Source organism: Gemmiger sp. An194 (genome assembly GCF_002160145.1).
Lineage (GTDB): Bacteria > Bacillota > Clostridia > Oscillospirales > Ruminococcaceae > Allofournierella.
In genome coordinates, this window is the sequence record NZ_NFKA01000011.1 from 35367 (window position 1) to 61426 (window position 26060).

Annotated in this window: 16 protein-coding genes; 3 read left to right on the forward strand and 13 right to left on the reverse strand. The window is 59.6% G+C overall.

Annotated elements, in window-relative coordinates:
- The 8 genes from B5F28_RS08405 to B5F28_RS08440 form a co-directional block, all read right to left on the reverse strand.
- Positions 1–1788, reverse strand: a complete 1788-nt coding sequence (locus B5F28_RS08405) for a leucine-rich repeat protein (RefSeq protein ID WP_087295188.1) — start codon at positions 1786–1788, stop codon at positions 1–3.
- 86 nt (positions 1789–1874) lie between these two features.
- Positions 1875–2294: a hypothetical protein gene (locus tag B5F28_RS08410; protein WP_087295190.1), complete on the reverse strand. Its 420-nt coding sequence runs from the start codon at positions 2292–2294 to the stop codon at positions 1875–1877.
- Positions 2295–2307: 13 nt separating this feature from the next.
- Positions 2308–5406 (reverse strand): glycoside hydrolase family 3 C-terminal domain-containing protein, encoded by a 3099-nt coding sequence (locus B5F28_RS08415; RefSeq protein ID WP_087295192.1) that lies wholly within the window; start codon positions 5404–5406, stop codon positions 2308–2310.
- Positions 5407–5649: 243 nt separating this feature from the next.
- The gene (locus tag B5F28_RS08420) at positions 5650–7119 is read right to left on the reverse strand and encodes an MFS transporter (protein WP_087295194.1); all 1470 of its coding nucleotides are present in this window, start codon (positions 7117–7119) and stop codon (positions 5650–5652) included.
- A 19-nt stretch (positions 7120–7138) separates the two neighbouring features.
- Entirely contained in the window at positions 7139–9688 is a 2550-nt protein-coding gene (locus B5F28_RS08425; RefSeq protein ID WP_087295196.1) for a family 78 glycoside hydrolase catalytic domain, read from the reverse strand.
- A gap of 376 nt (positions 9689–10064) precedes the next feature.
- Entirely contained in the window at positions 10065–11399 is a 1335-nt protein-coding gene (locus tag B5F28_RS08430) for an ATP-binding protein (RefSeq protein WP_087295198.1), read from the reverse strand.
- Entirely contained in the window at positions 11396–12106 is a 711-nt protein-coding gene (locus tag B5F28_RS08435; RefSeq protein ID WP_087295200.1) for a LytR/AlgR family response regulator transcription factor, read from the reverse strand. Before B5F28_RS08435 ends, B5F28_RS08430 begins: the two co-directional genes overlap by 4 nt.
- Positions 12107–12286: 180 nt before the next feature.
- A complete protein-coding gene (locus tag B5F28_RS08440) occupies positions 12287–13258 on the reverse strand; it encodes an AraC family transcriptional regulator (protein ID WP_087295202.1) in 972 nt (323 codons plus the stop codon).
- A 144-nt stretch (positions 13259–13402) separates the two neighbouring features.
- Between B5F28_RS08440 and rhaB the strand changes: the two genes are divergently transcribed.
- The 3 genes from rhaB (at position 13403) to rhaD (ending at position 17166) form a co-directional block, all read left to right on the forward strand.
- Positions 13403–14872 carry a rhamnulokinase gene (rhaB, locus tag B5F28_RS08445; RefSeq protein WP_087295204.1) on the forward strand — a complete coding sequence of 490 codons (1470 nt, stop codon included), beginning with the start codon at positions 13403–13405 and terminating at the stop codon, positions 14870–14872.
- On the forward strand, positions 14869–16293 hold the full coding sequence (locus B5F28_RS08450) for an arabinose isomerase (RefSeq protein ID WP_247643440.1): 1425 nt from the start codon (positions 14869–14871) through the stop codon (positions 16291–16293). Before rhaB ends, B5F28_RS08450 begins: the two co-directional genes overlap by 4 nt.
- Positions 16294–16380: 87 nt before the next feature.
- Positions 16381–17166: a rhamnulose-1-phosphate aldolase gene (gene rhaD / locus B5F28_RS08455; RefSeq protein ID WP_481808391.1), complete on the forward strand. Its 786-nt coding sequence runs from the start codon at positions 16381–16383 to the stop codon at positions 17164–17166.
- A 257-nt stretch (positions 17167–17423) separates the two neighbouring features.
- On the opposite strand, the gene B5F28_RS08460 is transcribed toward rhaD, so the two are convergent.
- From B5F28_RS08460 to B5F28_RS08480, 5 genes are all read right to left on the reverse strand, one after another.
- Positions 17424–20423, reverse strand: coding sequence for a glycoside hydrolase family 2 TIM barrel-domain containing protein (locus B5F28_RS08460; protein ID WP_087295208.1), 3000 nt, complete (start codon positions 20421–20423; stop codon positions 17424–17426).
- Positions 20424–20523: 100 nt separating this feature from the next.
- Entirely contained in the window at positions 20524–22308 is a 1785-nt protein-coding gene (locus B5F28_RS08465) for an L-fucose isomerase (protein WP_087295210.1), read from the reverse strand.
- A gap of 16 nt (positions 22309–22324) precedes the next feature.
- On the reverse strand, positions 22325–23755 hold the full coding sequence (locus B5F28_RS08470; RefSeq protein WP_087295212.1) for a rhamnulokinase: 1431 nt from the start codon (positions 23753–23755) through the stop codon (positions 22325–22327).
- Positions 23756–23773: 18 nt separating this feature from the next.
- Positions 23774–24463, reverse strand: coding sequence for a class II aldolase/adducin family protein (locus B5F28_RS08475; protein WP_087295214.1), 690 nt, complete (start codon positions 24461–24463; stop codon positions 23774–23776).
- A 35-nt stretch (positions 24464–24498) separates the two neighbouring features.
- Positions 24499–25956, reverse strand: coding sequence for a sulfatase family protein (locus B5F28_RS08480; RefSeq protein ID WP_087295216.1), 1458 nt, complete (start codon positions 25954–25956; stop codon positions 24499–24501).
- Positions 25957–26060 lie beyond the last annotated feature (104 nt).

The window sequence follows — 26060 nt, forward strand, 5'->3', positions numbered from 1 at the left end:
TTATGACTGCAGCAGCCCGTCCCTGCTCATCTGGGTCTTCAGCTCTTCCAGCACCTGGCGGGTACGCAGCTCCACCCCTTCGGTGGACAGATGGTTGTCGGTGCCGTAGAGATACTGACCCGGCACCAGTGAATCCTCCAGCTGAGAAATGATCGGAATCACCAGCGTCCGGCGGAAATAGGCATCCAGCTCCTGCCTTGCTTCGGGAGTGCTTTCGTCCGAGATGCACAGCCGGTTGCGGGGGCTGTAGGTCATGTAAACATAAATGCCCGCCTGCTGAAACTGCCGGTAAACCTGATTTGCCGGGTCGATGTAAAGCCACTGGGGGAAATCCTCCACCGTGTAGCCCACCTTCAGACCGTAGACCGGGTCGTCGGTCTCGGCGTTAGGGCGGTAAAGGATATAATCCCCGTACTCGCTGTAGCTGGGGGTATCCACCGGCTGGCCATCCTCGTCGTAATCGGAGGGGCTGATGCTGTAGGACCGGGGCGTCAGCCCGGCCTTGGTTTGCAGATAGCTCTGCAGCGCCGACAGCGTCCCGCTGCACCGGCGCAGATCCAGCCCGGCAGCCAGATCATAATTGGATTCCACCATGCAGAAAAAGTCTTCGTCCAGCTCGTTGGTGGTACAGAACTGCCGTTTGGCCGCGTCGAATTCCGGCGCCACCAGCAGGATGTCCCCTTCCTGCATACAGCTTTGAATCAGCATCAGCTGGGGATAGGCGTTGGTATAGGCAAACACGCCCATATTCACCACATCGTAATCTTCCAGCTCCCGGTCCAGCAGAGCGCTGTCGTAACCAAAGCGGGTGGAGGAACCGGAGAAGAGCACAAGCTTTTTGCTGTCCTTCAAAGACAGCAGCCGGTCAAATTTATCCGCAAAGGTATCGTAATAGCTGCCGCTGTATACCGGGGCCTCCCGGGCGTTCACGTAGAGGGTGGTCAATGCCGTGCAGCCAGAAAAGCTGTGGTCGGTGATGGTCTGGATGTTGTCAAACAGGGTCAGCTGCTCCACGGCACAGTCTGCAAAGGCATCCACCTCCACGGTGCGCAGGCTGTCCGGCAGGATCACCCGGGTGCAATTTGCGTTCCGGAAGGCTTCGCCTTTAATGCTCACCACCGGCATGCCGCCCAGCTGCCTGGGAACCACCAGACATTCCTCACTGCCGGTATAGCCGGTGATCACCGCTTCCCCGTTCTGTTCGGTCCACTGGAACTGCTCCTCCGGGGTCCAGGCGGCCCACTGGGCATAGAGCGTAGTATCGGGCTCGGTCCGGCTGCCCAGACCCACCCGCTGGCCGCTTCCGTCCGGTCGGGTGTTCCAGCTTTCCAACGTGTATCCCGGGCGGCTGAACAGCTCGCTGCCCAGGGCAGTATTTACCCTCAGGTGGCTTTGCGTCACCGGCAATCGGACGGGCTCGTTCGCGTCGGCACCGTCCAGCCGCTGCCCTCCGTTGGCATAATAGGGCAGGCTCCAGTCGCTTTTGCTGGCTTCGATTCGGATCACGGCGGAATAGCGCACGTCATCCAGAGTGAGCAGCCAGCCCTCAGCACTGCGGGTAAGCTGTGCGCCGGGATAATCCGTTCCGGTAAGGGTATATCCATCCTGTGGGCTTAGAAGAAATTCCACCTGGCCGCCCACCGTTGTTTCGACCTGGCTTTGCTGTGTGGTGTAGCTCTCGCTTTGTTCCAGCACCAGGCGGCAAACCGGTTCTTCGCCGACTGGCACAGCACCGCAGGCCGTGAGCAGCAGCGCCGCGGCAAGCGGCAGCAGACGGGTGGCTTTCATGTTCTCTCCCCTTTCCCAGCGTACTTCTGAATAGACCCAAACCCCGGGAGTAGAGATGGGACTCCCGGGGTTCGAGTTTGCATGGCTCAGGCCTTACGAATATTGAAATAGGAGGAAACGATGCCGATCAAGCAAGCGATCAGCAAAGCCGCCATGCTGACAATAGCACTGGTCAGATCCGACATGGTCTGCGCATTGTTCTCGAAGGTCATGATCGACGCGATACCATTGACGCGGGAGCCGGTCAGATTGATGAACGCAACCATCAAAAGCACCGGAGCAGCCACAGTTGCCAGATCCATCCAGATGGGCTGCTCCTGCTTGGAAAGCACCAGCAGGACCAGCTGGGCCACAACGGCAACCACCGTGCAGCCTACCACCACCGGGCTCACGCCCAGGTTGGCGAAATAATCGGTCTTTGCATTGATCATGTAAAAGACCAGAGCGACAACGCCGGCCACAAAGGACAGGCCCGTGGTATAAAAACCGATTCCGTTCTGTTTCATAAAAGGGACCTCCTTACTGTTCCTTCTTCTTGGCGGCGCGCACATACATCACGGCGCACAGAACAGTGAGCACACCAAAGGCCACGGTAGCGCCGGTCAGTGCGTTGTCGTACCAGGTGCGGACGCTTACCAGTTCACTGCTGCTGCTCATGCCGTCCAGCGCGTTGGAGTTGGCAATGGCGTAGTTCTGCCAGGTCATGGCCTGCTTCAGGGCAGCCATCAGCTGAGCGTCCTGGCTCACGTTCTCCACGGTCCAGTAGTTGAACTTCTCGGCCACGGCTTCCAGGGTGCTGTCGCCGGTGTTGCAGCTCATGGTGATGCCATTCATCACGGCCTCCTTCAGAGAGGTATACAGAGCATCCTGAATGAAGTCCTCGGTGGCCAGACCCTTGAAGCCCCACTCGCCGCGCAGAATGTTCTGCAGCAGGCCGGTGTGCGCATTGGAGGTGGTAACACCTACACGGTTGTAAGCGGTCATGATGCCCAGAGCGCCCGCATCCTCGATGATGGGCTGGGTGCCGCGCAGCTCGTTTTCACGGGCCTGCTGCTCGGTCATGAATACGCTGATGCCGGTACGGTTGATTTCGATGTCGTTGAAGGCAAAGTGCTTGGGAGCGATGATCAGGCCGTACTCCAGGCCGCCTTCCACAAAGGCAGCACCCTGGTAGGCGGTGAGCATGGCGTCCTCAGAGTAGTACTCGTGGTTACGGGCATTGTAGGGAGAGCGGTGGATGTTGTTGCCGCAGCCCCAGTAGATGGTCAGGTTGCTCCACAGAGAGTAGTTGCCCATCAGCTCGCCGTATTCACGGGCCAGCTGCTTGCTGAAGGTCTGGCCGATGACCACGGGAGAGGGCATAACGCCAGCCTTGTAATTCGCGTTGGGATCGTCGGCCCCAATGGCGCAGGGATCGCCGCTGGAGGTATCGGTATTGGCATACTGGCCCAGCGTGTAGGAGTAGATGCCGTTGGGGCCATCGTTCTGGATCACCTCAGGGCTCATGATGGACTCGATGGCCTTGGTGGAGGTGCCGCCGAAAGCGGTGCGGATCATGCAGTCTTCCAGGGTGATCTGATCCATCAGAGCCTCCCAGCGGGGGTCTTCCAGATCGGTAACGCCCTTCAGATCAGCCAGGGTCAGGCCGTTGTTGGCCCCGAAGGTGACGGAATTGGGATCGCCGTTATCGGCGGAAATCTCGTAGACGTCGCAGTCCAGATATTCCATCATCTCGTCGGTGGCGGTCAGACCTTCATAGGTCTTGGGGAAGGTGCCTTCCCAGTCGCTGCGGGTCATGTAGGTGGCGGTGCCGGGCATCCAGTAGTTCAGATCCATGTCTTCCAGCTGGTTCTCCACCACGGTGCCATTCTTGGAGCGGGCGAAGGTCTCATCATCCAGCTCGGCCAGCTCCCAGGTCTGCACGTTGGCGGCATTGCCCTCGGCGGTCATGCCGTCGGCCACGGTCTTGCCCTGAGCGGCCAGCACGTTGTTGGCAGCCTCATGAGAGCCGTTGCCGATGGTGAAGTAGTAGGTGCCCGCATCCAGGATGTAGGTGCCCTTGGTGCCGGCGATGTTGTCGCGGCTGGAATCCCAGCTGGCCATGTACTGGGTATCGGCGGTAATGGTCACGGTCTCGGATTCACCGGGGGCCAGCCCCTCGGTCTTGGCGTAGTCCAGCAGCTGAACGCCGGCCTTTTCCACGCCGTTCTGCTTGTCGTAATCGGTGTAGGGCAGGCTGGTGTACAGCTGCACCACGTCCTTGCCGGCCACACTGCCGGTGTTGGTGACGGTAACCTGCGCGGTCACGGTGCCGGCAGCCAGATCCACGTTCAGGCTGTCCAGAGTCTGGCTGAAGGTGGTGTAGCTCAGGCCGTAGCCGAAGGGATAGGTAACCTCGCTGTCATAGTTCCAGGCGCTGCCGTTGGAGCTGCCCACGGTGCTGGTGGCATTGCCCTGACCCAGCACGCTGTCCATGTAACGAGTCTCATAATATTTATAGCCGATGTAGATGTTCTCTGCTTCCACCTGAACCGAGTTGGCGCTGATGGAAGAGTCCGCATTGGTCCAGGCAAAGTTGCCGAAGTTCTGTGCGGAGGGCGCGGCAGAGTTGTCCACCGCGTAGGTATCGGACAGATGACCGGAGGGATTGGATGCACCGGACAGCACATCCGCCACGCCGTAGAAGCCGTAGCCGCCGGGCAGACCGATCTCCAGAATGGCATCGATGCCCTCGTTGGCATCCAGCTCCTCCACTTCCATGGGGCTGGCGTTGTTCAGCAGCACGATCACCTTGCCGCCGTTGGCTGCCTTGGCGTCGACGGCAGCCTGCACCAGATCCCGCTCATCGTCAGACAGGCCCAGTGCGTCGGCCTGATTCAGATCCTGGCTGGGGTCCACGCCGGCCTCACCAGGCAGATAGGTACCATTCTCGGAAGCGGAACGGGCCAGAGTAACAACCATCACATTGTACTCATTCAGACTGTCCTTCCAGTCAGCCTGGGCTTCATTCATGGCACTCTGGGAAGGCTCTTTGCTTGTAAAGTAACCGGTGGTGCTGGGGGTAGTGATATTGTAGTATTCAACAATATTGCCCCACATATTGACCTCAGTCTTGAACATGGGCTCCAGGCTGGTGTACAGGCTCTGAAGTGTGGGATTGATGGCAAAGCCCTTTGCCGCAAGCGCTTCCACAAAGTCCACAGTGTCTGCGTCGGTGCCTTCATTGGCGGTCAGGCTGCTGCCCATATCGCCGCCCATGACCGGGTAGTAGCTGGAGAAGCCCAACAGCGAGATTTTCTGGGTCTCCTCCTGGCTCAGAGGCAGCGCACCATTATTTTTCAGCAGAACGGTGCCCTCCTCGTTCATCCGCTCGCCCAGGTCCGCAATGGCCTGAACCAGCTCGGTGGTATTGGCGTAATCCGAGGTATAGGTGTACAGGCTGCTGGGGTCCTCTTCCGCGCTCGTCACGATCATCTGGCTCTTGGTTCCCAGAAACTTGTCGATGTCGGTGCGGAAGCCATTGACCAGCGGTGTTGCCGCGATGGTCAGTGCCAGCAGGGATGCTGTGGTGGATGTGAGTCCACGCCACAGCGCGCGTTTTGCACTTGTGTTCTTCATTGGTATCCTCCTTTTTTGTGGCAACACCCCACAATTCACGCCTGCCGGCTCAGGCGGCGTATCACGCCAAAATTTTCCGTGATATTTTCCAGAAATGCTCGCCAATCCACCAAGGATTGGCGGCGCTTTTTGGTTCATCTCACAAAAAATTTTCCGGCGCGCTCCACCACCTGGAATTGCGCGGTATTGCCTTATCTGCACAGCGGCCCGTGAAAAGCCGCTGCATTTACAAGTCTTTGCCGCTCAGGCTGTCTTTTTTCGCTTGGCAATAGCTTCCTGCTCCTGAGGAAGATTCTTTTCTACCGTGAACAGGAAGATCAACGCCGCGCAAACAGCGTAAGCCACAGTCTCGATCCAGATATAGCTGATGGAGATGGTGCTCTTGACCGCAGCGCTCTGGGCCGCGGTGCCCAGGGCCACGTCCGCGGCCTGATCGTAACCGCTGGCGCTGAGCATTGCACTGAAGATGGAGTTGCAGATGGGAGTGGCAGCCACCATGACCGAGCTGTAGATGGACATAGTCAGACCATCGGTACGGATGCCGCTCTTGTATTCGATGTGATCGATCACATCGGCCAGCATGGCCAGAATCACATAGCAGGCGGGAGAGGAGCCAAAGCACTTGAGGGCCACGCCCACAGCCACCGGAACGATGCTGCCGTTGCCCAGACCGGCGATCACGCCGCCCAGAGCGCCCACGACCATACCGGCACACACAACGGTGCGCTTGGAGAACTTGTTGCACAGGGGCACCACGAACACCGCGGCAACCGCCATGGGGATGGCGCCCAGCAGGCTCAGCAGCGACTGGGAAGCACCCCAGGCATCGGCGGAGCCAAAGAAGGTGTTGTCCAGCACCCATTTGCAGAAGAAGGCCATGGAGCCGTTCTTCATGGCGCCGCTCCACTGGAAGGCCAGGTAGAACAGCATGATGATCCACCACCATTTTTCGCTGGTAACAGCCTTCAGCTGCTCGCCCAGGGAAACGGTCTGCCGCTGGGCGGCGCTCTCGCCTGCCTGGCCGAAGCTTTCCTCGGTCACGCGCTCACGGGTAAATTTAAACTGCAGGAAGATGGTCAGCGCAGTGAAGATGGCAACCGCCAGCATGGCCATGAACCATAGGCCCTGGTTCTCTTTCAGCGCAAAGGAAACCAGCATGGGGAAGATCATGGAGCCGAAGCCCATCACGCCCAGGCCCGCCACGTTGGTAAAGGAAGCCAGCGCGCCGCGCTGCTGGCTGTTGCGGGTGGAAACCGGGATCAGGGTGGAGTTTGCGGTGTTGTAGATGGGGTAGGCCACTGCGTAGTACAAGTTGTAGGCCACAGCCACCCAGATCATCTTGGCCGCGCCCTCAAAGGGCACGATGAACATGAGCACACTGGCCACCGACAGAGTCAGCGCGGAGAGCAGAATCCAGGGACGGGCCTTGCCGGCCATAGCCCGGGTACGCTCAATGAGCTGGCCCACAATCAGGTTTGCCGCCACGATCAGGATGGTGGAGAACAGCTGCAGGGTAGTCAAAAAGGTCAGGTTCAGCTTTAAAACATCGGTGAAGTAGTTCTGCAGGATGCTGGTGAAGATGCCGGAGGAAAGCAGGGCACCGAAGGGACCGATGAAATAGCCCAGCAGCATCTCGGGCAGCTTCACATCCCCGGGCTTTGCCAGGGAACGGGTCAATGGCGTATTCCAGAAATCTTGTTTTTTCTCACTCATTGGGTTCACTCACCTTTCGTCAAATTTTGCAGCTATACGCATACTGCCCGCTGTCGCAGGTCCGGGTGGAGCCATCCGGCAGTGTGAGGGTGCAGCGCGTGCCCACCGGCACCTGTACCTCCAGGGCAAATTCGCCGTTTCGAATGGCCCACTGGGTATGGATCACACCATAGGGAGTGCGCAGACTTCCCTTTGCCCAGGTGAGGCCGCCGCCCGGTTTGGGGCACAGACGGAAGGTTTTGTAGCCGGGCTGCTCGGGCTCCAGACCCAGAATGCGCTGGTAGAAGAAGGCCCCCACCGCACCGGAAGCATAATGGTTGTAGGAGATCATCAGGTCGGTGCCGTCGTCGCCGATGGGGCAGACGCCGTTTTCGTCCAGGCCGTCCCACCGTTCCCAGATGGTGGTGGCGCCCATGCGCACCTCATACAGCCAGCTGGGGCACTTGATGTTCAGCAGCATCCGGTAGGCCTCCTCCAGATGGCCGTTGTCCGCCAGAGCGAACAGGATGTAGGGTGTGCCCGGGAAGCCGGTGCCGATGCACCAGTCCCCCGCCTCCACCAGACGGGCCAGGTTATCCGCCGCCTGCCTGCGTACCTTCTCCGGGAACATGCCGAAGTAAAGGGGCAGCACATAGGCGGTCTGGAATTCCTCCTTCATTTTGCCGTTTCCGTCGGTGAACACCGACACATAGGCATCCGCCACCTTGTCGCTCAAGACCTGGTAATGCTCGGCGTCGCCGTTCTCGCCCAGGATACGGGCGATGCGGGCCAGCAGGCCGCTGGTATTTTTCAGGCTGGCGGTGGCGGTCCACTTGCTGCGAGCCTGCCACTGCTGCATCTTGGGTACATCCGGTGCAACCCAGTCGCCGAAATGCAGGGTGGCGGGGGTGTGCCAGATGTAACGATTCTTGCCGAAGCCGAATCCTGCCCAGAAGCGGCAGGCGTTCACATACTTTTTCATCGCCGGGTACATTTTACGCAGGATCTCCACATCGCCCCGGGCCTGATATTCTGCCCAGGGCACCAGCACGCAGGCATCGCCCCAGAAGTCGATGGCCATCACCGGCATGGTGGCCGGGAAGCCGTAGCCCTGCACCGGCACGGTGTTGGGAATGCCGCCGGTGGGCAGCTGCTCGGCCTTCACATCCTCCAGCCACTTTTCCAGGAAGCGGCTCATATCGAAGTTGTAGCAGGCGGTAGGAGCAAACACCGCGATGTCACCGGTCCAGCCCATCCGCTCGTCCCGCTGGGGGCAGTCGGTGGGGATGTCCATCAGGTTGGACTTGGCGGACCAGACGATGTTCTGCTGCAGCCGGTTCAGCATGCCGTTGGAGCAGGCAAAGCTGCCGGTCTGCTCCAGCTCGGAATACAGTGCCCAGGCGCCTACCCGGATCTCGCTCTCCTCTGCACCGGTGATTGCCGCATAGCGGAAGCCCATGTAGGTGAAGCGAGGCGAATAGTACTGATCACCCTCGGTACAGATGTAGGTAGCAGTAGCCTTTGCGGTACGCAGGAAGGCGGTGTTCAGTGTGCCGTCCGGGTTCAGGATCTCGGCGTGGCGCACGGTGATGGTCTGGCCCTTTTTGCCCTGGATATGCAGATCGATCACACCGGCAAAGTTCTGGCCGAAGTCGTAAACCAGCGTGCCGTCCGCAAGCTTGGTGCAGCTGACCGGCTCCATGTATTCATGGGCGGTCACCATCGCACCGTAGGCGGCGCGGATGCGGGGATGGCAGCGGAGATTTTCCCGGGCGGCATTGTGCCAGTTCATCTGCTCAGGCTTCACGGTGGCGTCGTAGGTTTCGCCATCGTAGAAGTCGGCCATCTGAACCGGGCCGTCCATGGCCACCTGCCAGCTTTCGTCGGTGCCGAACACCTGACTGGTGCCGTCCTCGTACCAGACCCGCAGTTCCAAAAGAAGCGCCTGCCGGTCGGCGGTCACCCGATTCTGCCGGGTGAACACGAAGGAGCCAACCGCCCAGCCGCCGGCCACCTCTGCCAGCAGCTCGTTGCTGCTTTGCAGCTTGTCCGTCACATCGTAGGTTTGATATTGAAGGTGGGTTTTATAGGAGGTGAAGCCGGGCGCGAAGTAATCGGCGCCCACCTTTTCCCCGTTCAGGGTCAGTTCGTAAATGCCCATGGCGGTGGCATAGATCCGGGCCTTTGCCACCTTCTTTTCCAGTGCGATACACTTGCGGAAGGTCATGGGCCGGGGAGAAACCTTTTTTTCGGTAAATTTGTAGCTGCCATCGGTGATCCAGTCCGCATCCCAGGGGGTGTCCATGCGGCCGGTCTCAAATGCAGCCTCCGCATTGGCCTGCTGGCCACGATTATCCGTTACGGTCAGGCAGGCGCTGTAGCAGGTAAAGGGTTTGAGCCGTTTGCCCTTGTAGGGCACCGCCACCTGCTCTTTGGTGGTGGTGCTCCAGCCGTTCACCTTCAGTGTTGCCTGCTCCATGGATACGTCCTGCCCGTCGCTCTCCAGCGCCCAGGCAAAACGGGGCTGTTCGGCGTCGGTTACACATCCATCCGGCAGATTTTCTACCGTGAAGTGCCGAATTTCCAGCATAGCGTTTTACCTCCTCCTTTTTGAAACACCGGAACGCTGATGCACGGCCCCCAGCTTTGTGCGGGGATGAACTGCTCCGCCGGACGGTCTGCCATAGCTTTCGTCCGCAAAAAGCGTGTACGGCAGCCCGAGCCTGTTCGCGGCAGGCGGAGCGATGGGATCAGGCGGTGTTCTTCTGTTGACGATAGATACTCTACCGCAAAAGCAGTTTCTGTGCATGTTTTTTTCAAAATTGGCGCGATTTTACGCAAAGTTTGCAAATTGAATTGTGCAAATTCCCTGCACAATGTAAAGATTGTTTGTGAGAGTCGCACAAACGGCAAAGAAAAAGCGCGTGGTTTCGACCACGCGCCTTTGCTTTTATGGAATTTCAAAATCAAGAACCGCTGTTTTTGCCGGTCAATGGAATCATTACCTGCAGCTCGAACCAGCCGTTTTCTGCGTTTATGTGAACCGTACCGCCGTATTTTGCGGCAGTAGCCTCAATGCTTTTCAGGCCAAAGCCATGATATCGGGTGTCCCGCTTGGTGGTTTGCGGCCTTCCGCCGGAAAAATGCAGCTGCCCCTCGTAACAGTTTTCGATCTTGATACAGAGAAAGCTCTTTTTCTGCGATATTACCACATGGATGAGCCGCTTTTCCGGGCTGCTGATCTTGCTGACGCTCTCAATGGCGTTATCCAGCGCATTGCCGAACAGCGAGCTGATGTCCATGGCGCTCATAAAATTCAGAGCGCCTCCGTCTGCCACACAGGTCATCTGAATGCCCTGAGACTGGCAATGCAGGCTTTTGCTGGTGAGCACGGTGTCCAGCACCTTGTTTCCGGTGATGTTGAGTGCCTCATAGGACTGAATCTCGCTTTCCATCTGGTCCAGCACGCTGTTGCGTCCCTCGTTGCCCTGACTGCGCAGCAGGGCGATCTGGTGCTTCAGGTCATGGTACTTCCGGTTGACCAGATCAATGCTCTCCTGGCTACGCTTGTAGGTTTCATATTGCAGATGCAAAAGATCCTGCAAAGCGTCCATCTCCCGCTTTTCCTGCAGGTCCCACAGCTGCCGGTGGTAGCCGTACAGCAGCGCCATGCCGGAAAAGTAAATCAGGGTTCTAAAATTATACACATCCATTCGATTGCCGCCGCCGAAGGGAGTGTCAAAGGGGGCATAGCTGATGCTGCTGAGCACATAGAACACAAAGGTCATAAATGCCACCGTCAGGCTCACCCGCGCCCCCGGGTCCAGGCCGTTATCCTGCTGGCCGTGCATCTCCAGCCGCCACACAAGGCCGAAGGTCAGGGCATAGAGCAGCGCCCAGAACAGAATCATTGCAGGGATATTGCGCATAACCGGACACTCAAACGCGGACCAGATGTACAACTGCCACATCAGCGAGCTGGCAAAGCCCGCGCACAAAAACGCTCGGGCGCAATAGTAAACCAGCTTCCAGAAAGGTTCCCGGCACAAAAGCAGAAAAAGCAGCAGCATCAGCGCTGCCGAGCCTGCATAAAACAGGTTGAAAAGCGCTCCGTCAAAGCCATCGGTGAGCACCATATAACCCGATAAAACCGCCAGACCGGCGGCACCTGCAAACCAGAAGCGCATGCCGGAAAAGCGATGCCGCATATGCGCCAGATAAATCATGCAGGCAAGCCAGTCGGCCGAGGCGGTGCAGATGCGGGGAATGTCCCAGGAAAGGATTTCGTCTGTCCAGATCATTTGCTCTCCCCCGCAAAATAAGCATTCAGCTCGCTGAGAAAGGCCTTCTTGCGGGAACGGCTGAACCGAAGCCGTTCCCCGTGAACGATCACCTCGTCCTCCACCACAGCCTCCGTGTGCTGCAAATTGACCAGATAGCACTGATTGCAGCGGGCAAAGTGTTCACCGGCGAACTGACTTTCAGCCTCGCGCATGGACCCGCTGCTTTGAAGGACGCCCTCCGCAGTGTGGTACAGCAGATTGTGACCGCTGGATTCCACATAGTACAAATGCGAAAATGCAACACGATGCGTTCCGTCCCGGGTGGTAACCGTAAAATACTTTTCCTCCCGGCGGCGCATACGGGAAAGCGCGCGTTCCAGCCGCTGCGAAAAAGCAAAATAACTCACCGGCTTCAGTATGTAATCCAACGCATCCACCGCATACCCCTTAATGGCGTATTGCGGCGAATTGGTGATGAAGATAATCACCACATCCCGGTCCTTTTGCCGGATCTCCTCCGCGGCCGTCATGCCATCCATAAATGTCATTTCGATGTCCATCAGGATGATGTCGTAGTCCGCCTTGTAATGCAATGCGATTTCATCGCCGTCCGAAAATTCCGTTACGCTGATCGGTTCCCCTGTGCGCGAGGCATACTGCATGATGTATTCATGGAGCTGTGTGCGGTATTGCAGATCGTCTTCCACTAATGCAATTCGTACCACCTTGTGCCATCCTTTCTTTCCGTGTTATGCCATTTTTTATCATAGCCAAAATTTTGAGGATTTGCAAGATTGGGGAATTTGCGAAGTTTCCACTTTATATTGTGTAAAAAATTTCACGCCCAATACAATAAGCCCCGTTTTTTCAGCAAACTTGCCAAAAAAACGGGGCTCACTCACTTTTCATGCCTGGGGTGGCCGGTCACGGAACTGTGCCGGGGAGCAGGTGTATTTTTCCCGGAACTTCCGGTAGAAATAGCTGCTGTTTTCATACCCAACCGCCGCCATCACCGCATCGGTGGACATGCCGGTATTGGACAGCAGATAGGCGGCCTGCTGCAGCTTGCGCTGCTGGAGCAGCTGCTTGAAATTGGCACCGGTGTGATGCTTCAGCAGCCGGCTCAGCGCATAATCCGGCATGTGGAGGCGGGCGGCGATCTCCTCCAGCGTGCCGTCCCGATAGGAGGTCTCGATGTATTGCAGGGTGGAAAAAATCGCGTTTTCATCCCGGCTTTCCGGCAAAATACGGTTGATGTTTTCCGCAAACAGCGTCAAGTTCTGAAGCAGCAGCCCCATGGTGGTCTGATTCAGCAGATTCGCCCCGGGCTTTTTTTCCAGCAGGGTCCAGATCATATTTTCCAGCAGGTTTTCCACCGGCAGGATATCCCCCGCCGCAATGTGCAGCCAGCCCGCAAAGGTGGATGTCTCAGACAGTGTGGAAACCAAAAAATCCCGCAGCACGTTTTCCTGCTCCAGCATCCGGAAGCTTCGGTCAAAAAACTGGGGCAGGATGATGAAGTTCACCCCCACATCCTCCTCCGAGGCCGGAAGGATCTCGTGGTAGACCGCCTGGTTCAGAAACAGCAGATCGCCGGTGTGAAGCTCCATTCGCTGGGTGCCGTTCAGGATATGGGTGGTGGAGCCGCTGCACATATACAGCACCTCCACGTAATTGTGCCGGTGGCGGGGAAAATGCACAAACCGGGTATGCGGGCGGATCTCGATCAGCTTGCCCTTCTCCAGCATCTTCTCGCTGTCCACCACAAAATCCCGGCCCGAGGTATAGCGTTCCCGCTGAATGCCCTGCTGCCCGGCCAGGATAGCCCGCTCCTCCTCGGTGATCTCTTTCAGCTGGCGCAAAAGGCGCTCGTCCATGGCGATCCCTCCTCTTTTTCTCTAGCATATCACAACCGGTCGAAAGCTGCAAATAAGGTCCCTGTTTTATTCAAAAGCGGTCCTTTTTTCCGCCCGGCAGAACGAATAAAATAAAAGCAAAGAAACACAGAAAGGAGACTTCCCATGGCACCCTATTATCTGGCCATCGACATCGGCGCATCCAGCGGCCGGCACATCCTGGGACATGTGGAAAACGGACGGATGCTCCTGGAGGAGATCCACCGCTTTGAAAACCGCCAGGTTCGCCGCGACGGTCACGACTGCTGGGATGTTCAGCATCTTTGGCAGGGCATTCTGGACGGCCTGAAGGTCTGCAAAGCTCTGGGCAAAATCCCCGCTTCCGTAGGCATCGACACCTGGGCGGTGGATTTTGTGCTGCTGGGCGAAAGCGGCGACCGCATCAGCGACGCAGTCGCCTATCGGGACAGCCGCACCGACGGCATGGACCGGCTGGTGGAGGCCAAAATCCCCGCCGGAGAACTGTATGCCCACACCGGAATTCAGAAGCAGAGTTTCAACACCATCTATCAGCTTGTGGCCCTCCAACAGGAGCATCCTGAGCAGCTGCAGGCTGCACAGAGTCTGCTGATGATTCCCGACTACTTCAACTACCTGCTGACCGGCGTGAAGAAGCAGGAGTACACCAACGCCACCAGCACCGGCCTGGTCAACGCCGCCGCGAAGGAATGGGACCGGGAGCTGCTGGAGCGGCTTGGTCTGCCCGACCACCTGTTCGGCCCGCTTTCCATGCCGGGCGAAACGGTGGGCCAGCTGCGGCCGGACATTGCCGAGGCCGTCGGCTTCCAGACCACCGTGGTACTGCCTGCCACCCACGACACCGGCTCCGCCTTCCTGGCGGTACCCGCCGAGGATGACAACGCAGTGTACCTGTCCAGCGGCACCTGGAGCCTGCTGGGCGTGGAAAACCCCGAGCCCATCACCAGTGAAGCCAGCCGCCTGCAGAACTTCACCAACGAGGGCGGCGCCTGGTACCGTTACCGTTACCTGAAAAACATCATGGGTCTGTGGATGATCCAGTCCATCCGCCGGGAGCTGAACGGCGTGGACTATGTGGAAGGCAAAACCCGGGCCGAGTGGACGCTGGACGTTGCCGCAGGGGAGCGCCAGTGGACCTTCCCCGATCTGATCGCCAGCGCGGAGGGCGCGGCCGATTTTGAGAGCATCGTGGATGCCAACGACGACGCCTTCCTGGCACCGGACAGCATGATCGCCGCCGTGCAGAAGGCCTGCGAATGCAGCGGTCAGCCGGTTCCCACCACCGTGGGCCAGCTGATGCAGTGCGTCTACCGCAGCCTGACGCTGTGCTACAAAAACGCCATTGCCGGGCTTTCCCGCCTGACCGGCAAGGAATACACCACCATCCACATTGTGGGCGGCGGCTGCCAGGACAATTACCTCAACCGCATGACCGCCTCTGTGACCGGTCTGCCGGTGTGGGCCGGTCCCGTGGAAGGCACAGCCATCGGCAACCTGGTGATTCAGATGATCCGCGGCGGCGAATTCGCCGATTTGGCCGCGGCCCGCAGTTGTATCCGTGAAAGTTTTGATATCAAGGAGGTTCTTCCCCAATGAGCATGTTAGTGGAAACCAAAGCCCGCGTTGGCGTGTTCGCCATCGCCCTGGGTGCTTACCTGCCCCAGTTCCCCAGCCTGGTGCCCGAGTTCCAGGCTCAGTATGAGCAGTTCAAAACCATGATCCCCGACACAGTGGAGCTGGTGGACGGCGGCATCGTCACCACCAAGGAGCTGAGCCAGGCCGCCGGCGACAAGTTCCGCGCCGCCGATGTGGATCTGGTGATCCTGCAGCTGCTGACCTACGCCACCTCCTACAACATGCTGCCCGCCGTGCGGGATCTGGATGTTCCGGTGGTTCTGGTGAACGTGCAGAAGCTGCGCGCTCCCGACTACGAGAACACCGACACCGCCAAGTGGCTGGGCGAGCTGTACGCCTGCGGCGCTGTGGGCGAGATGGTTGCCGACCTGGAGCGTGCCGGCAAGCGCCATGCGGTCATCACCGGCGTTGTGGAGGGCGGCGACCCGGTTGTTGAGGCTGAGATCAACGACTGGTGCAAGGCTGCCCAGGTACGCCGCCGCTTCCGGGACACCAACCTGGCCCAGATCGGCCGTCCCTACCCCGGCATGATGGACCTGTACATCGACGAGACCAACCTCTACCATCGGATGTGGCTGTACACCAAGCAGTTCGACTGGGAGAAGATGTGGGCCATTGCCGACAACATCACCGACGAGGCCGTCATCCGCGCCAAGGCCCAGGAGATTCTGGACACCTTCGACATCGAGGGCGGCGGCACTGTGGAAAAGGTTTGGGAGATGGCTCGCTACGTGGTGGCCTTCGAGCAGTGGGTCAAGGACGAGAAGATCGCCTTCATCGCCTCCCACTACGACGGCTTTGCCCAGGGCAAGGCTGGCGTGCTGGACTCCATGCTGATCCCCGCCTTCTCCATGCTCATCAAGCAGGGCGTTGCCTGCGCCGTTGAGGGCGATATCAAGGTTTCCATGGCCATGTCCATCCTGAAGACCATTTCCGGCCAGGGCCAGCTGTCCGAGATGTACTCCATCGACTTCGACAAGGACATCTGCATCATCGGTCATTCCGGCTCCGGCGACGCGGCCATCTCCGTCAAGAAGCCCACCATGAAGATCGTTCCCGTCTTCCACGGCAAGACCGGCGGCGGCTACCTGACCCAGTTCTACCCCCATCTGGGCCCCGTGACCTATCTGGGCATCACCCAGGACAAGGACGGCCACTTCAAGTTCGTTGTGGCTGAGGGCGTGAACGAGGAAGGCCCCATCTTCACCTTCGGCGACACCAACATGCGCACCCGCTTCACCTGCGGCGCCCGCGAGTTCGTGAACCGCTGGAGCGAGGCCGGCCCCACCCATCACATGGCTGCCGCCTCCGGCCGTCACATCGACACCATCCTGAAGGTCGCCGAGATCTTCAACGTGCCGGTGGATGTTATCACCCGTTGAGTCATTCCGCAAAAGCGGTGTTAAGAAAAGAAAGGAAGATTTTAAGTGGATATTTATGAGATCAGCTGTGTAAAAGGCTTTATCCGTATGTGCAACGACGGCTGGCTGCAGGGCTGGCACGAGCGCAACGGCGGCAACCTGACCTACCGCATGACCGAAGAGGACGTGGCCGCCTGCCGTCCCTTCTTTGACGAGACTCCCCGTGAGTGGGTGAACATGGGCGTTCAGGCCGAAAACCTGGCCGGCGAATACTTCATCACCACCGGCTCCGGCAAATACTTCCGGAACGTGGAGCCCGACCCCATCCACAGCATCGGCATCGTGGAGATCAACGAAACCGGCGACAGCTGGCGCATCGTTTGGGGTCTGGCCGAGGGTGCCAAGCCCACCAGTGAGTTCCCCAGCCATTTTATGAATCACAGCGTGCGCAAGGCTGCCACCGATGGCGCCAACCGTGTCATCTACCACTGCCATGCCACCAACGTGATCGCTCTGACCTACATCCTGCCCCTGACCGACCGGGATTTCAGCCGTGCTCTGTGGCAGTCCGCCACCGAGTGCCCCGTGGTCTTCCCCGAGGGCGTGGGCGTCTGCCCCTGGATGGTTCCCGGCGGCGCTGACATCGCCATGGCCACCAGCGAGAAGATGAAGAGCTATCAGGCCGCCGTTTGGGCACAGCACGGCCTGTTCGCCTCCGGCCCGGACTACGACACCACCTTCGGCCTGGCTCACACCATCGAGAAGAGTGCCGAGATCTATGTGAAGGTGCTGTCCATGGGCGGCGGTCTGATTCGTCAGACCATCGAGGACGACAACCTGCGCGCCATCGCCCGGGACTTCGGCGTGAAGCTGAACGAGGACTTCCTCAGCTGAGTCCTGCTCCCGCAGAAACGAGCGCTGGTTTTCCCGGCCGCAGAATCCGCGCACAGGCAACGCTCTGCCCCTCAGACGCTGCCTGTGCCGTTCTGCGGCCCGGGTAATCCCCGGAGCAAGTAACAAGCATACCTCATACCTACCATTTTCTTATAACAAAGCCGCCCTCCGGATCATTGGTCCGGAGGGCGGCTTTGTATTAGGAGGAAGGAAAGAGGCTGTTACCATATTTTCGTTCTGCAACAGCCCTTTGCATTTTATTCAGCGGTCACAGGTGCAAATCCAAAGAACAGCCGCATACGGAATTCGGTTTCCTTCAGGGCATATTCGTCGGCCAGCACCGGGCCGCAGCTGTTGGAGCCGATACCGCTGTTCTTGTAGTCCAGGCACAGCTCCACTTCATCGCTCTTTTTCAGTTCAAAGTTATGGGCGGTGGAGGTCAGCAGCTCCTGGGGATAATGGGACGCCCGGAAGCTGAAGGGCTGATTCCCGGCAGCCCACAGCGCCGCGTCAGCGCAGCGCAGCCGCATCTGCTCACAGCCCATGTGGCTACCATGTTCCTGGGGCTTGATATAGTCCACATACTCGTCGCTGACTGTGCCCGCAAAATGGCCGAACCAGCAGGCATTCTTTTTGTCCAGATAGCTTTCCTGCGGGCCGTAGCCAGTGTAGTCCAGCTGCTCGAAACCGGCCGGCAACATCATGCGCAGGCCAAACCGGGGCAGGAAGGGGAATACTTCATCCCGTTTACCTTCCAGCTCCAGGGCAATGGTTCCGTCGGCCCCGATCCGCCAAAGGGCAGTGCAGCGCAGGAAGGCCTGACGGATGGAGGCGGCGAGCACCAGTTCGCAGCGAATGGCCGTACCCTCTTCCGCAAGAACCTGGCAGCTGGCGACCCGTACCTGCGTACGATCATAGCCAGCCTGTTCCCAAACCCGGCGAATCTTGCGGTCGTTATCGGTGGGGGCGCGCCATACATTGAAGCCCATGGGTCCGGCCAGTCGTTCGGTTCCGTTCCACACAAGGCTCTTGAAGCAGCCGGTGAAGCGGTCCAGCACATAGGCAAAGTTTTTGCCGCTCACCCGAATCTCCTCGTCGTTCTCCTCCACAGCCAGCGCGGCAGGCTGCAAGCAAAGCTCCTGCTTCTCGGCCTGACGCAGGGTGATCTGATCGAAGCCCAGCTCATCGCCCGCCTTCACGAAATCCGCATTGATGCGGGCCAGGTACACCAGCCGCAGATCCACCCGGCCGGGCTGCTGAGGCAGCGCGCAGGGCAACGGCATGCAGGCGGTCTGACGGGCGGGAATGGCAGGCAGCTCTCCTCTGCCCTGCTCCACTACCACGCCGTCCAGCTGCAGCTCCCAGCAATATTCCGCCAGCTGGCTCACATCGGCAAAATCCAGGGTGCTTCGCAGCTGGATCTCGCCATCGCACAGGCAAGCACGCACCGGCCGCCAGACGTTTTTCATCTCTTTCAGGCCGGTATGGGGAATCCGATCCGGCGAGACCAGGCCGTCCACGCAGAAGTTGATGTCGTGGGGGAATTCGCCGCTGTCGCCGCCATAGAGGAATTTACGGCGGCCATCTGCCGTGACACCGCCGTCCACCGCATGGTCACACCATTCCCACACGAAGCCGCCCAGCACACCGGACTCTTCCAGGAACAGCTTCTCATAGTCCTCCAGATCGCCGGGGCCGTTGCCCATGGCATGGCAGTACTCCACCAGCAGGAAGGGTTTGGTGTTGGCCGGGTTTGCCAGCCATTCGCGCACAAAGGCGGGCTCATTGTACATCCGGCTGTAAAGGTCGAACATGCTGGTGTCGTTGATATGGCCGCCGGTCTGATGCCAGGAGCCCTCGTAATGCATCAGGCGGGTGGGGTCATAATCCCTGCCCCAGATGCCTGCCTTCTCGAATCCGGGCCCGTGGCCGGACTCGTTGCCCAGCGACCAGATGATCACCGCCGGGCTGTTTTTATCCCGGATGATGCAGCGCTGTACCCGGTCCAGAATCAGCGGCTCGAACTCCTTCCACTGAGCGATCAGGCCAAAGGTGGTCTCGTCGCCGCCGCCGAACAGCTCGGTTACGCCATGGCACTCGATGTCCGCTTCGTCGATCATGTAAAAGCCATAGCGGTCGCACATCTGCACGAACCAGGGCGCATTGGGGTAATGGCTGCTGCGGATGGCGTTCACGTTATGCTGCTTCATCAGAGCCAGATCCCTGAGGGCCTGCTCGTAGCTGATGGTGAAGCCGGTCACCGGGTCGGAATCGTGCCGGTTTACACCCTTCAAGCGCAGCGGCTTGCCGTTCAGCAGCACCTGTCGGCCCTTTGTGGTGATGTCCCGCACGCCCACCGGCTGGCAGATGACCTCCTCTTCGGTGCGCAGCAGCAGCTGATACAGCTCCGGCGTTTCGGCCGTCCAGAAGTGGGGCTCTTCCAGATGGATGGTGAACTCGGTGGCCGCTTCGCCCCGGCAGACGAGGCTGCCCTGCGGGTCATACAGCTCCCACTCCAGCTCCCCTTCGCCTCCGTTCCATTCCACGCCCACCTGGATCACCGCACGGGTGTAATTCTCCCGGCCCCAGGTACGCACGCCGAAGTCCCGGATATGCTGCCGGGGACGCACCAGCAGGTACACATCCCGGAAGATGCCGGACATGCGGAACTTGTCCTGGCATTCCAGATAGGTGCCCAGGCTCCATTTCATCACCAGCACCGCCAGCAGATTTTCGCCCTCCACCAGATAGGGGGTCACATCAAACTCACTGGTGGAGTGGCTCACCTGGCTGTAACCGACCCGGTGGCCATTCACCCACACATAAAAGAAGCTGTCCACGCCTTCAAAGTTCAGGCAGACCTGCTGGCTGAGCATGGCCGCATCCACCGTGAAATGGGTACGGTAAGCCCCGCAGGGATTCTGATGGGGCACAAAGGGAGGGTCGAACGGAATGGGGTAGCGCACATTGCTGTACTGGTTCTGGTCCAGGCCCTGGGTCTGCCAGCAGGAAGGCACCGGCATCTGCGGATAACCGCTGGCATCAAAATCCGGCTGGCAGAACTCCTCCGGCACAGCGCTGATCTTGTCGTACAGCTGCATCTGCCAGGTGCCGTTCAGCAGAACGAAACGCTCCGAGGTTTCTCGCATCGCCTGCACCGGGTCCTGATTCGGAGCAAAGGGAATATAGTACGCCCGATTGGGCATAACGCCTTCGTGAGGGCGTGCCCAGTCTTCAAATTCATGGCGGTGTTTCATAGGATTCCTCCTTTTTTTATTCAATGCGGCCGTACCGGCACAAGGAGCCGGGGCAGAGTCTGCCCCGGCTTTTTTACTATTATATATATGTATATATGGATTATCGGTACAGCGGGCCGTAGTGCTTGCAGGCGGCGAAGTCCGCGGCCTCGGTGTCCTTGGTGCCAAAGGCGGCCCAGGAATGGGGCCGGTAGACCTTCTCCTCCGGCAGGTTGTGCAGCGCCACGGGAATGCGCAGCATGGAGGCCAGGGTGATCAGGTCCGCGCCCACGTGACCGTAAACGGTCACGCCGTGGTTTGCACCCCAGTTGGCCATCACACTGTACACATCGGTGAACGCGCCCTTGCCGGTGAGACGGGGCACGAACCAGGTGGTGGGCCAGGTGCGGTCGGTGCGCAGGTCGATGGGGGTGTGCACATCGTCCGGCAGGTTGGCGGTCCAGCCCTCGGCCAGCTGCAGCACAGGGCCCACGCCCTCCACGATATTGACCCGCAGCAGGGTGACGGGCATCTCGGCAGCACAGCGGAAGTGGCTGGAGAATCCGCCGCCCCGGAAGTACTCATAGTTGGCACGGCACCAGTCGGTGGCCTCCAGGCAGGCGGTCATATCCTGCTCAGTCATCTGCCAGAAGGGCTTCATCACATGCTCGCCCTTTTCGTTGGTGGCAGCGCCGGAGCCGTCCAGTGCGGTGGCACCGGAGTTAATCAGGTGGATAAAACCATCCTTGGCCACACCCTCGGGCTTGTGGCCGGTGACCCTCTCGCAGGCCTCCGGGCTCCAGTAGGTGCGCACGTCATGGAAGCAGGGGGCGGTGCCGGTGACCAGAGTGCCCAGCATCATGGCCACGCCGTTCAGGGTGTCGTTCTCGGTGGCAAAGGGAGTGGGCTGCTTGGGACCGTTCCAGTCGAAGGTGGAGGCCATGATTGCCTCGGAGAAGTCCGCATTGGGCAGCCAGTCGGTCCAGTTGCGCTGGCCCTGGAAGCCGCCGGCCACCGCATTCTTGCCCAGCGCTTCTTCATGCCAGCCCATCTCGGCCAGCTTGGGATTGCCGTACAGAATGTCCCGCATGACCATGGTCATCTTGGTCACGAACTCCCAGTCCTTGTCGGCGGGAACCACCTTGGATTTGGTGATGACCTCGGGCAGGTTCTTGCCCGCGTTGCAGTCAAAGCCTTCCTTGCAGTTGGCCTTCACCCAGGCCAGCGCCCGGTCGTATTCCTCGTGATCGTAGATCTCCAGAGTGATGCGGCGGATGATCTCGGTCATATCCACCCACTCGGCCCGGATGCCCAGATACTTCTGGAACATGGAAGCGTCGCAGTAGCTGCCGGCGATGCCCATGGCCACGCCGCCCAGGTTCACGTAAGCCTTGTTCTTCATCCAGCCCACGGCCACCGCACAGCGGGCAAACCGCAGGATCTTCTCGGCCACATCGGCAGGAACACTGGTATCGGTGGCATCCTGTACATCATGGCCGTAGATGGAGAAGGCAGGCAGACCCTTCTGGGCATGAGCGGCCAGCACCGCGGCCAAATACACCGCGCCGGGGCGCTCGGTGCCATTGAAACCCCAGACCGCCTTGATGGTGCGGGGGTCCATATCAAAGGTCTCGCTGCCGTAGCACCAGCAGGGGGTCACAGTGAGGGTGGCCACCACGTTTTCGGTGGTGAATTTATCGGCGCAGGCGGCTGCTTCGGCGCCGCCGCCGATGGTGGAGTCCGCGATCACGCACTGGACGGGAGTGCCGTCCGGGTAACGCAGGTTCTCTTCGATCAGAGCCTTGGCATTCTTCGCCATGGTCATGGTTTGAACTTCCAGGCTTTCCCGCACGCCGCCCCAGCGGCCGTCGATGGTGGGACGAATACCGATTTTCGGATAAAGCATATTCTTATTCCTCCGTTCAGGATTCTTTCAAAATGGTTTTGTAGCGTTCAAAGGCGCTGTTCCAGAGCGCCGTATCCTCCGGCTGATACCGCTGCACCGGCTCGGTGCGGGCAATGAGGGCCCGGCCCTCGTCCAGATTTTTCAGTTCACCCAGAGCCACAAGCTGGATGAGAATATTGCCCAGCGCAGTGGCTTCGATGGGCCCGGTGATCACCGGCAGTCCCAGACTGTTGGCCGTCATCTGGCAGAGAAGCCGGGCCTGTGCGCCGCCGCCCATGATGTGCAGGGCAGTGAAGGTCTGGCCGGTGGAACGGCTCAGCTGCTCCAGCGCGAAACGGTACTTGAGAGCAAGACTCTGGTACACACAGCACATCACCTGGCCCACCGTTTCCGGCACCGGCTGACCGGTGCGGCGGCAGAACTCCCGCACCCGGGCGGGGATATCGCCGGGCGGGGTAAATTCGGGCGCGTCCGGGTCGATAAAGCTTTGCAGCGGCTCGGCTTCCAGGGCCATCTGAGCCAGCTGGGCAAAGGAGTAGTCCATTCCCTCCCGCTGCCACTGACGGCGGCTTTCCTGAATGAGCCACAGACCGATGATGTTTTTCAGATAGTTGACCTTGCCGTTTGCTCCCCGCTCGTTGGAGAGGGCCAGCTCCCGGCTTTGCTCGGTGAGCACCGGCCCGTCCAACTCGCAGCCGATCAGGCTCCAGGTGCCGCAGGAGAGGAAGGCCGCGCCGGGCTGCGGGTCAGGCATGGCCGCCACCGCGCACTGGGTATCGTGCCCAGCCACCGCGATGACCTTGGCGCCCTTGTATTCCCCCACCACGCTGCCGCTGGGCACCAGCGGAGCCAGCAGGTGCTCGGGGATATTGAATGCCTCCAGCACCGGCTTGCTCCAGCCGCCGCTCTTGGCATCCAGCATCTGGCTGGTGGAGGCGATGGTGGTCTCACAGACTTCGCTCCCGCACAAGGCGTGGGCGAACAGATCCGGCATAAACAGCAGTCGTTTGGCCTGTTTCAGCAGCTCCGGCTGCTCCTTTTGCAGCGCCAGCAGCTGGAACAGCGTGTTGATGGCCATGATCTGACTGCCGGTGGCCCCGTAGAGCTCCGCCTGCGGCATGATCTTCTCGGCCTGCTCCACCATACCTGTGGTGCGGCCATCCCGGTAATGGACCGGGTCACCCAGCAGCTTGCCGTTTTCGTCCAGCAGGCCGAAGTCCACGCCCCAGGTGTCGAAACCGATGCTGTCGAACTCGCCTGCCTTTTCAATGCCCTTGTGCACATTTTCCATCAGGTCGGCAAAATCCCAGCGGAAATGGCCGTCTGTTTCCCGGGGACGGTTTTCAAAGCGGTGCACTTCCCGGTAGGTCAGTGTTCCATCGCTGTATTGTGCCAGAATGGCCCGCCCGCTGGATGCGCCGAAATCAAAGGCCAGAACTCGTTTCATGGGCGTTTCCTTTCCCGGTCAGCGCAGGCCGTTGTCGAATTTCTTGTAGCCGGGGTGACGGCCGGTCACCTGATAGAAACCGCGCAGGTCGATCAGCTTCTGGATGTTCTCCCGGCTGATGTCGATGCTGCCGCCCAGGATCACCGCGTTGATGGTGATCTTGGCCCACAGCTCCAGGCTTTCCATCCGGTAGAAGGCGGTGATGATGTCGCTGCCCACGGCCAGTGCGCCATGGTTTTCCAGCAGCATCACATCATGCTCTTCCAGATAGGGCTCGATGGCGTCCGGCACCTCGGTGGTGCTGGGGGTGCCGTAGGGGGTCAGAGGAACGCTGCCGATCACCGCCACATCCTCGATCATGTTGTACATGTCCATCGCCTTGTGGGCCACGGCAAAGCCGGTGGCACCGGGAGGATGGGCATGGATCACGCTCCAGATATCCGGGCGCTTTTCATAGCAGCGCAGATGCATCTTGATCTCACTGGAGGGGCGCAGGCCCTCGGCGCCTTCCAGTACCTCGCCCTTCGCATTGATGCGGATGAGCTTTTCCGGAGTGATGAAGCTCTTGCTCATACCGGTGGGGGTGCACAGGAAGGTGCCGTCCTCCAGACGGGCGGACACATTGCCGTCGTTGGCGGCAACCCAGCCCAGCTGCCACATCTTGTGGCAGACATCACAAATCTGTTCTTTCAAAACCTGCAGTTCCATTGTGGGTTCCTCGTTTCTCTATGAATTTCTGGGGATTATTTCTGATATTTGGGGCTGCTCTCGTAAACCGGCTTGCCCTCAGAGTAGATGCCGGGGCGGCGCATCTGGCCGAAGCCGGTCACCGCTTCCCTGCTGCCGTCCATGGCCGGGTCCGCATAGGTGTAGTACCAGTTCTGCAGCTGGCTCAGCAGCTGCTCCCGGATGGGGGCGTATTCCGGTTTGTCCACCAGGTTTTCCTTCTCGCCCGGGTCCGTGGTCAGGTGATACAGCTCGTGGGGGCCATAGGGATACCGGTGGATGTACTTCCATTCCTGATTGCGGATCATCCGGCTGTTGCCGTACTCGTCCAGAATCACCACATGGTTGTCGGTGTCCTCTCCCTGTTCCAGCACGTTGGCAAAGCTGTGACCCGGCAGATCCTCCGGCAGCTGTGCACCCAGATCCAGCAGTTCGTTCAGGGTCTGGATGATATCGTAATGGCTGCACATGCTGGGAGTTACCCGGTCTGCCAGAATATGGCCCGGCCAGCGGGCAATGAAGGGCACCTTCACCGCGGTATCAAACAGGTTGAACGGGAAGGTACCGTTGCCCTTGCCCCAGATGCCGTGATGGCCCATATTCATGCCGTTGTCGGCGGTGAAGATCACCAGGGTGTCTTCCGCGATGCCCAGCTGCTCCAGCTTATCCAGAAGACGGCCCACACCGGCATCCATGGCACTCACCGCCGCGTAGTAACCCCGCAGCAGCCGCTTGCGCTCCTCGCCGGTACCGCCGGGAGCGGTGGGAATGCGGTTCGGATGAAGGGGTTCATCCGGCGTTGCGGTGAATTCACAGTCCCGATACAGATCGATATACTCCGCCGGGTGCTGGTCCTCGTCCCAGGGATCGTGGGGGGCGGTGTAATGCACGCTCACATAGAAGGGGTTTTCCTTCCCGGCGAAGGCGTCCAGGTAATCCAGCGCGTGCTCGGTGATCAGATCGGTGATGTAGCGGCTTTCAAAATGCAGCTTACCGTCCTCGATCACGTCTGCCTGATTGTAAAGGCAGCCGCCCCGGCCGATGGTGTACCAATGGGAGAAGCCGTGCTGGGGCTGCATGCTGTCGCCCAGATGCCACTTACCCGCCAGTGCGCAGGTGTAGCCGTTCTGAGCCAGCAGATCCGGATAGGTGGTGAGCCCCTGCAGATACTGAATGGGCACATCCTCGCTGGCAAAATAAGTATGGTCCGCATGTTCCCCCAGGGCCTTTTTATCCAGGCTGCCGCTGCGAATCCAGTCGTGCACGCCGTGCTGGGAAGGTATGCGGCCGGTGAGGATGGAAGCGCGGGCCGGGCTGCACACCGGGGAGGCGCAGAAGAAGTTATCGAACCGGGTGCCCTGTGCGGCCAACCGGTCCAGATTGGGGGTCTGGATGTCCGCATTGCCTGCGCAGTGCATGGCCCAGGCGCCCTGGTCGTCGGTGAGAATAAACAGAAGATTGGGTCTTTTTTTCATGAAATTCTGCCTCATTTCAAAAAGAAGCCGGCAGCCCCGCTTCGGGGCTGCCGGCCTTTTTTCTGCGTGCGCTGGCTCGGCTGTGCCTCGCCAGCCCGGATGCA

Bases quoted from the DNA above. Each gene is read 5' to 3' on its own strand.
- B5F28_RS08405 (WP_087295188.1), bottom strand. From the start codon at position 1,788: ATGAAAGCCACCCGTCTGCTGCCGCTTGCCGCGGCGCTGCTGCTCACG.
- B5F28_RS08410 (WP_087295190.1), bottom strand. From the start codon at position 2,294: ATGAAACAGAACGGAATCGGTTTTTATACCACGGGCCTGTCCTTTGTG.
- B5F28_RS08415 (WP_087295192.1), bottom strand. From the start codon at position 5,406: ATGAAGAACACAAGTGCAAAACGCGCGCTGTGGCGTGGACTCACATCC.
- B5F28_RS08420 (WP_087295194.1), bottom strand. From the start codon at position 7,119: ATGAGTGAGAAAAAACAAGATTTCTGGAATACGCCATTGACCCGTTCC.
- B5F28_RS08425 (WP_087295196.1), bottom strand. From the start codon at position 9,688: ATGCTGGAAATTCGGCACTTCACGGTAGAAAATCTGCCGGATGGATGT.
- B5F28_RS08430 (WP_087295198.1), bottom strand. From the start codon at position 11,399: ATGATCTGGACAGACGAAATCCTTTCCTGGGACATTCCCCGCATCTGC.
- B5F28_RS08440 (WP_087295202.1), bottom strand. From the start codon at position 13,258: ATGGACGAGCGCCTTTTGCGCCAGCTGAAAGAGATCACCGAGGAGGAG.
- rhaB (WP_087295204.1), top strand. From the start codon at position 13,403: ATGGCACCCTATTATCTGGCCATCGACATCGGCGCATCCAGCGGCCGG.
- B5F28_RS08450 (WP_247643440.1), top strand. From the start codon at position 14,869: ATGAGCATGTTAGTGGAAACCAAAGCCCGCGTTGGCGTGTTCGCCATC.
- rhaD (WP_481808391.1), top strand. From the start codon at position 16,381: ATGTGCAACGACGGCTGGCTGCAGGGCTGGCACGAGCGCAACGGCGGC.
- B5F28_RS08460 (WP_087295208.1), bottom strand. From the start codon at position 20,423: ATGAAACACCGCCATGAATTTGAAGACTGGGCACGCCCTCACGAAGGC.
- B5F28_RS08465 (WP_087295210.1), bottom strand. From the start codon at position 22,308: ATGCTTTATCCGAAAATCGGTATTCGTCCCACCATCGACGGCCGCTGG.
- B5F28_RS08470 (WP_087295212.1), bottom strand. From the start codon at position 23,755: ATGAAACGAGTTCTGGCCTTTGATTTCGGCGCATCCAGCGGGCGGGCC.
- B5F28_RS08475 (WP_087295214.1), bottom strand. From the start codon at position 24,463: ATGGAACTGCAGGTTTTGAAAGAACAGATTTGTGATGTCTGCCACAAG.
- B5F28_RS08480 (WP_087295216.1), bottom strand. From the start codon at position 25,956: ATGAAAAAAAGACCCAATCTTCTGTTTATTCTCACCGACGACCAGGGC.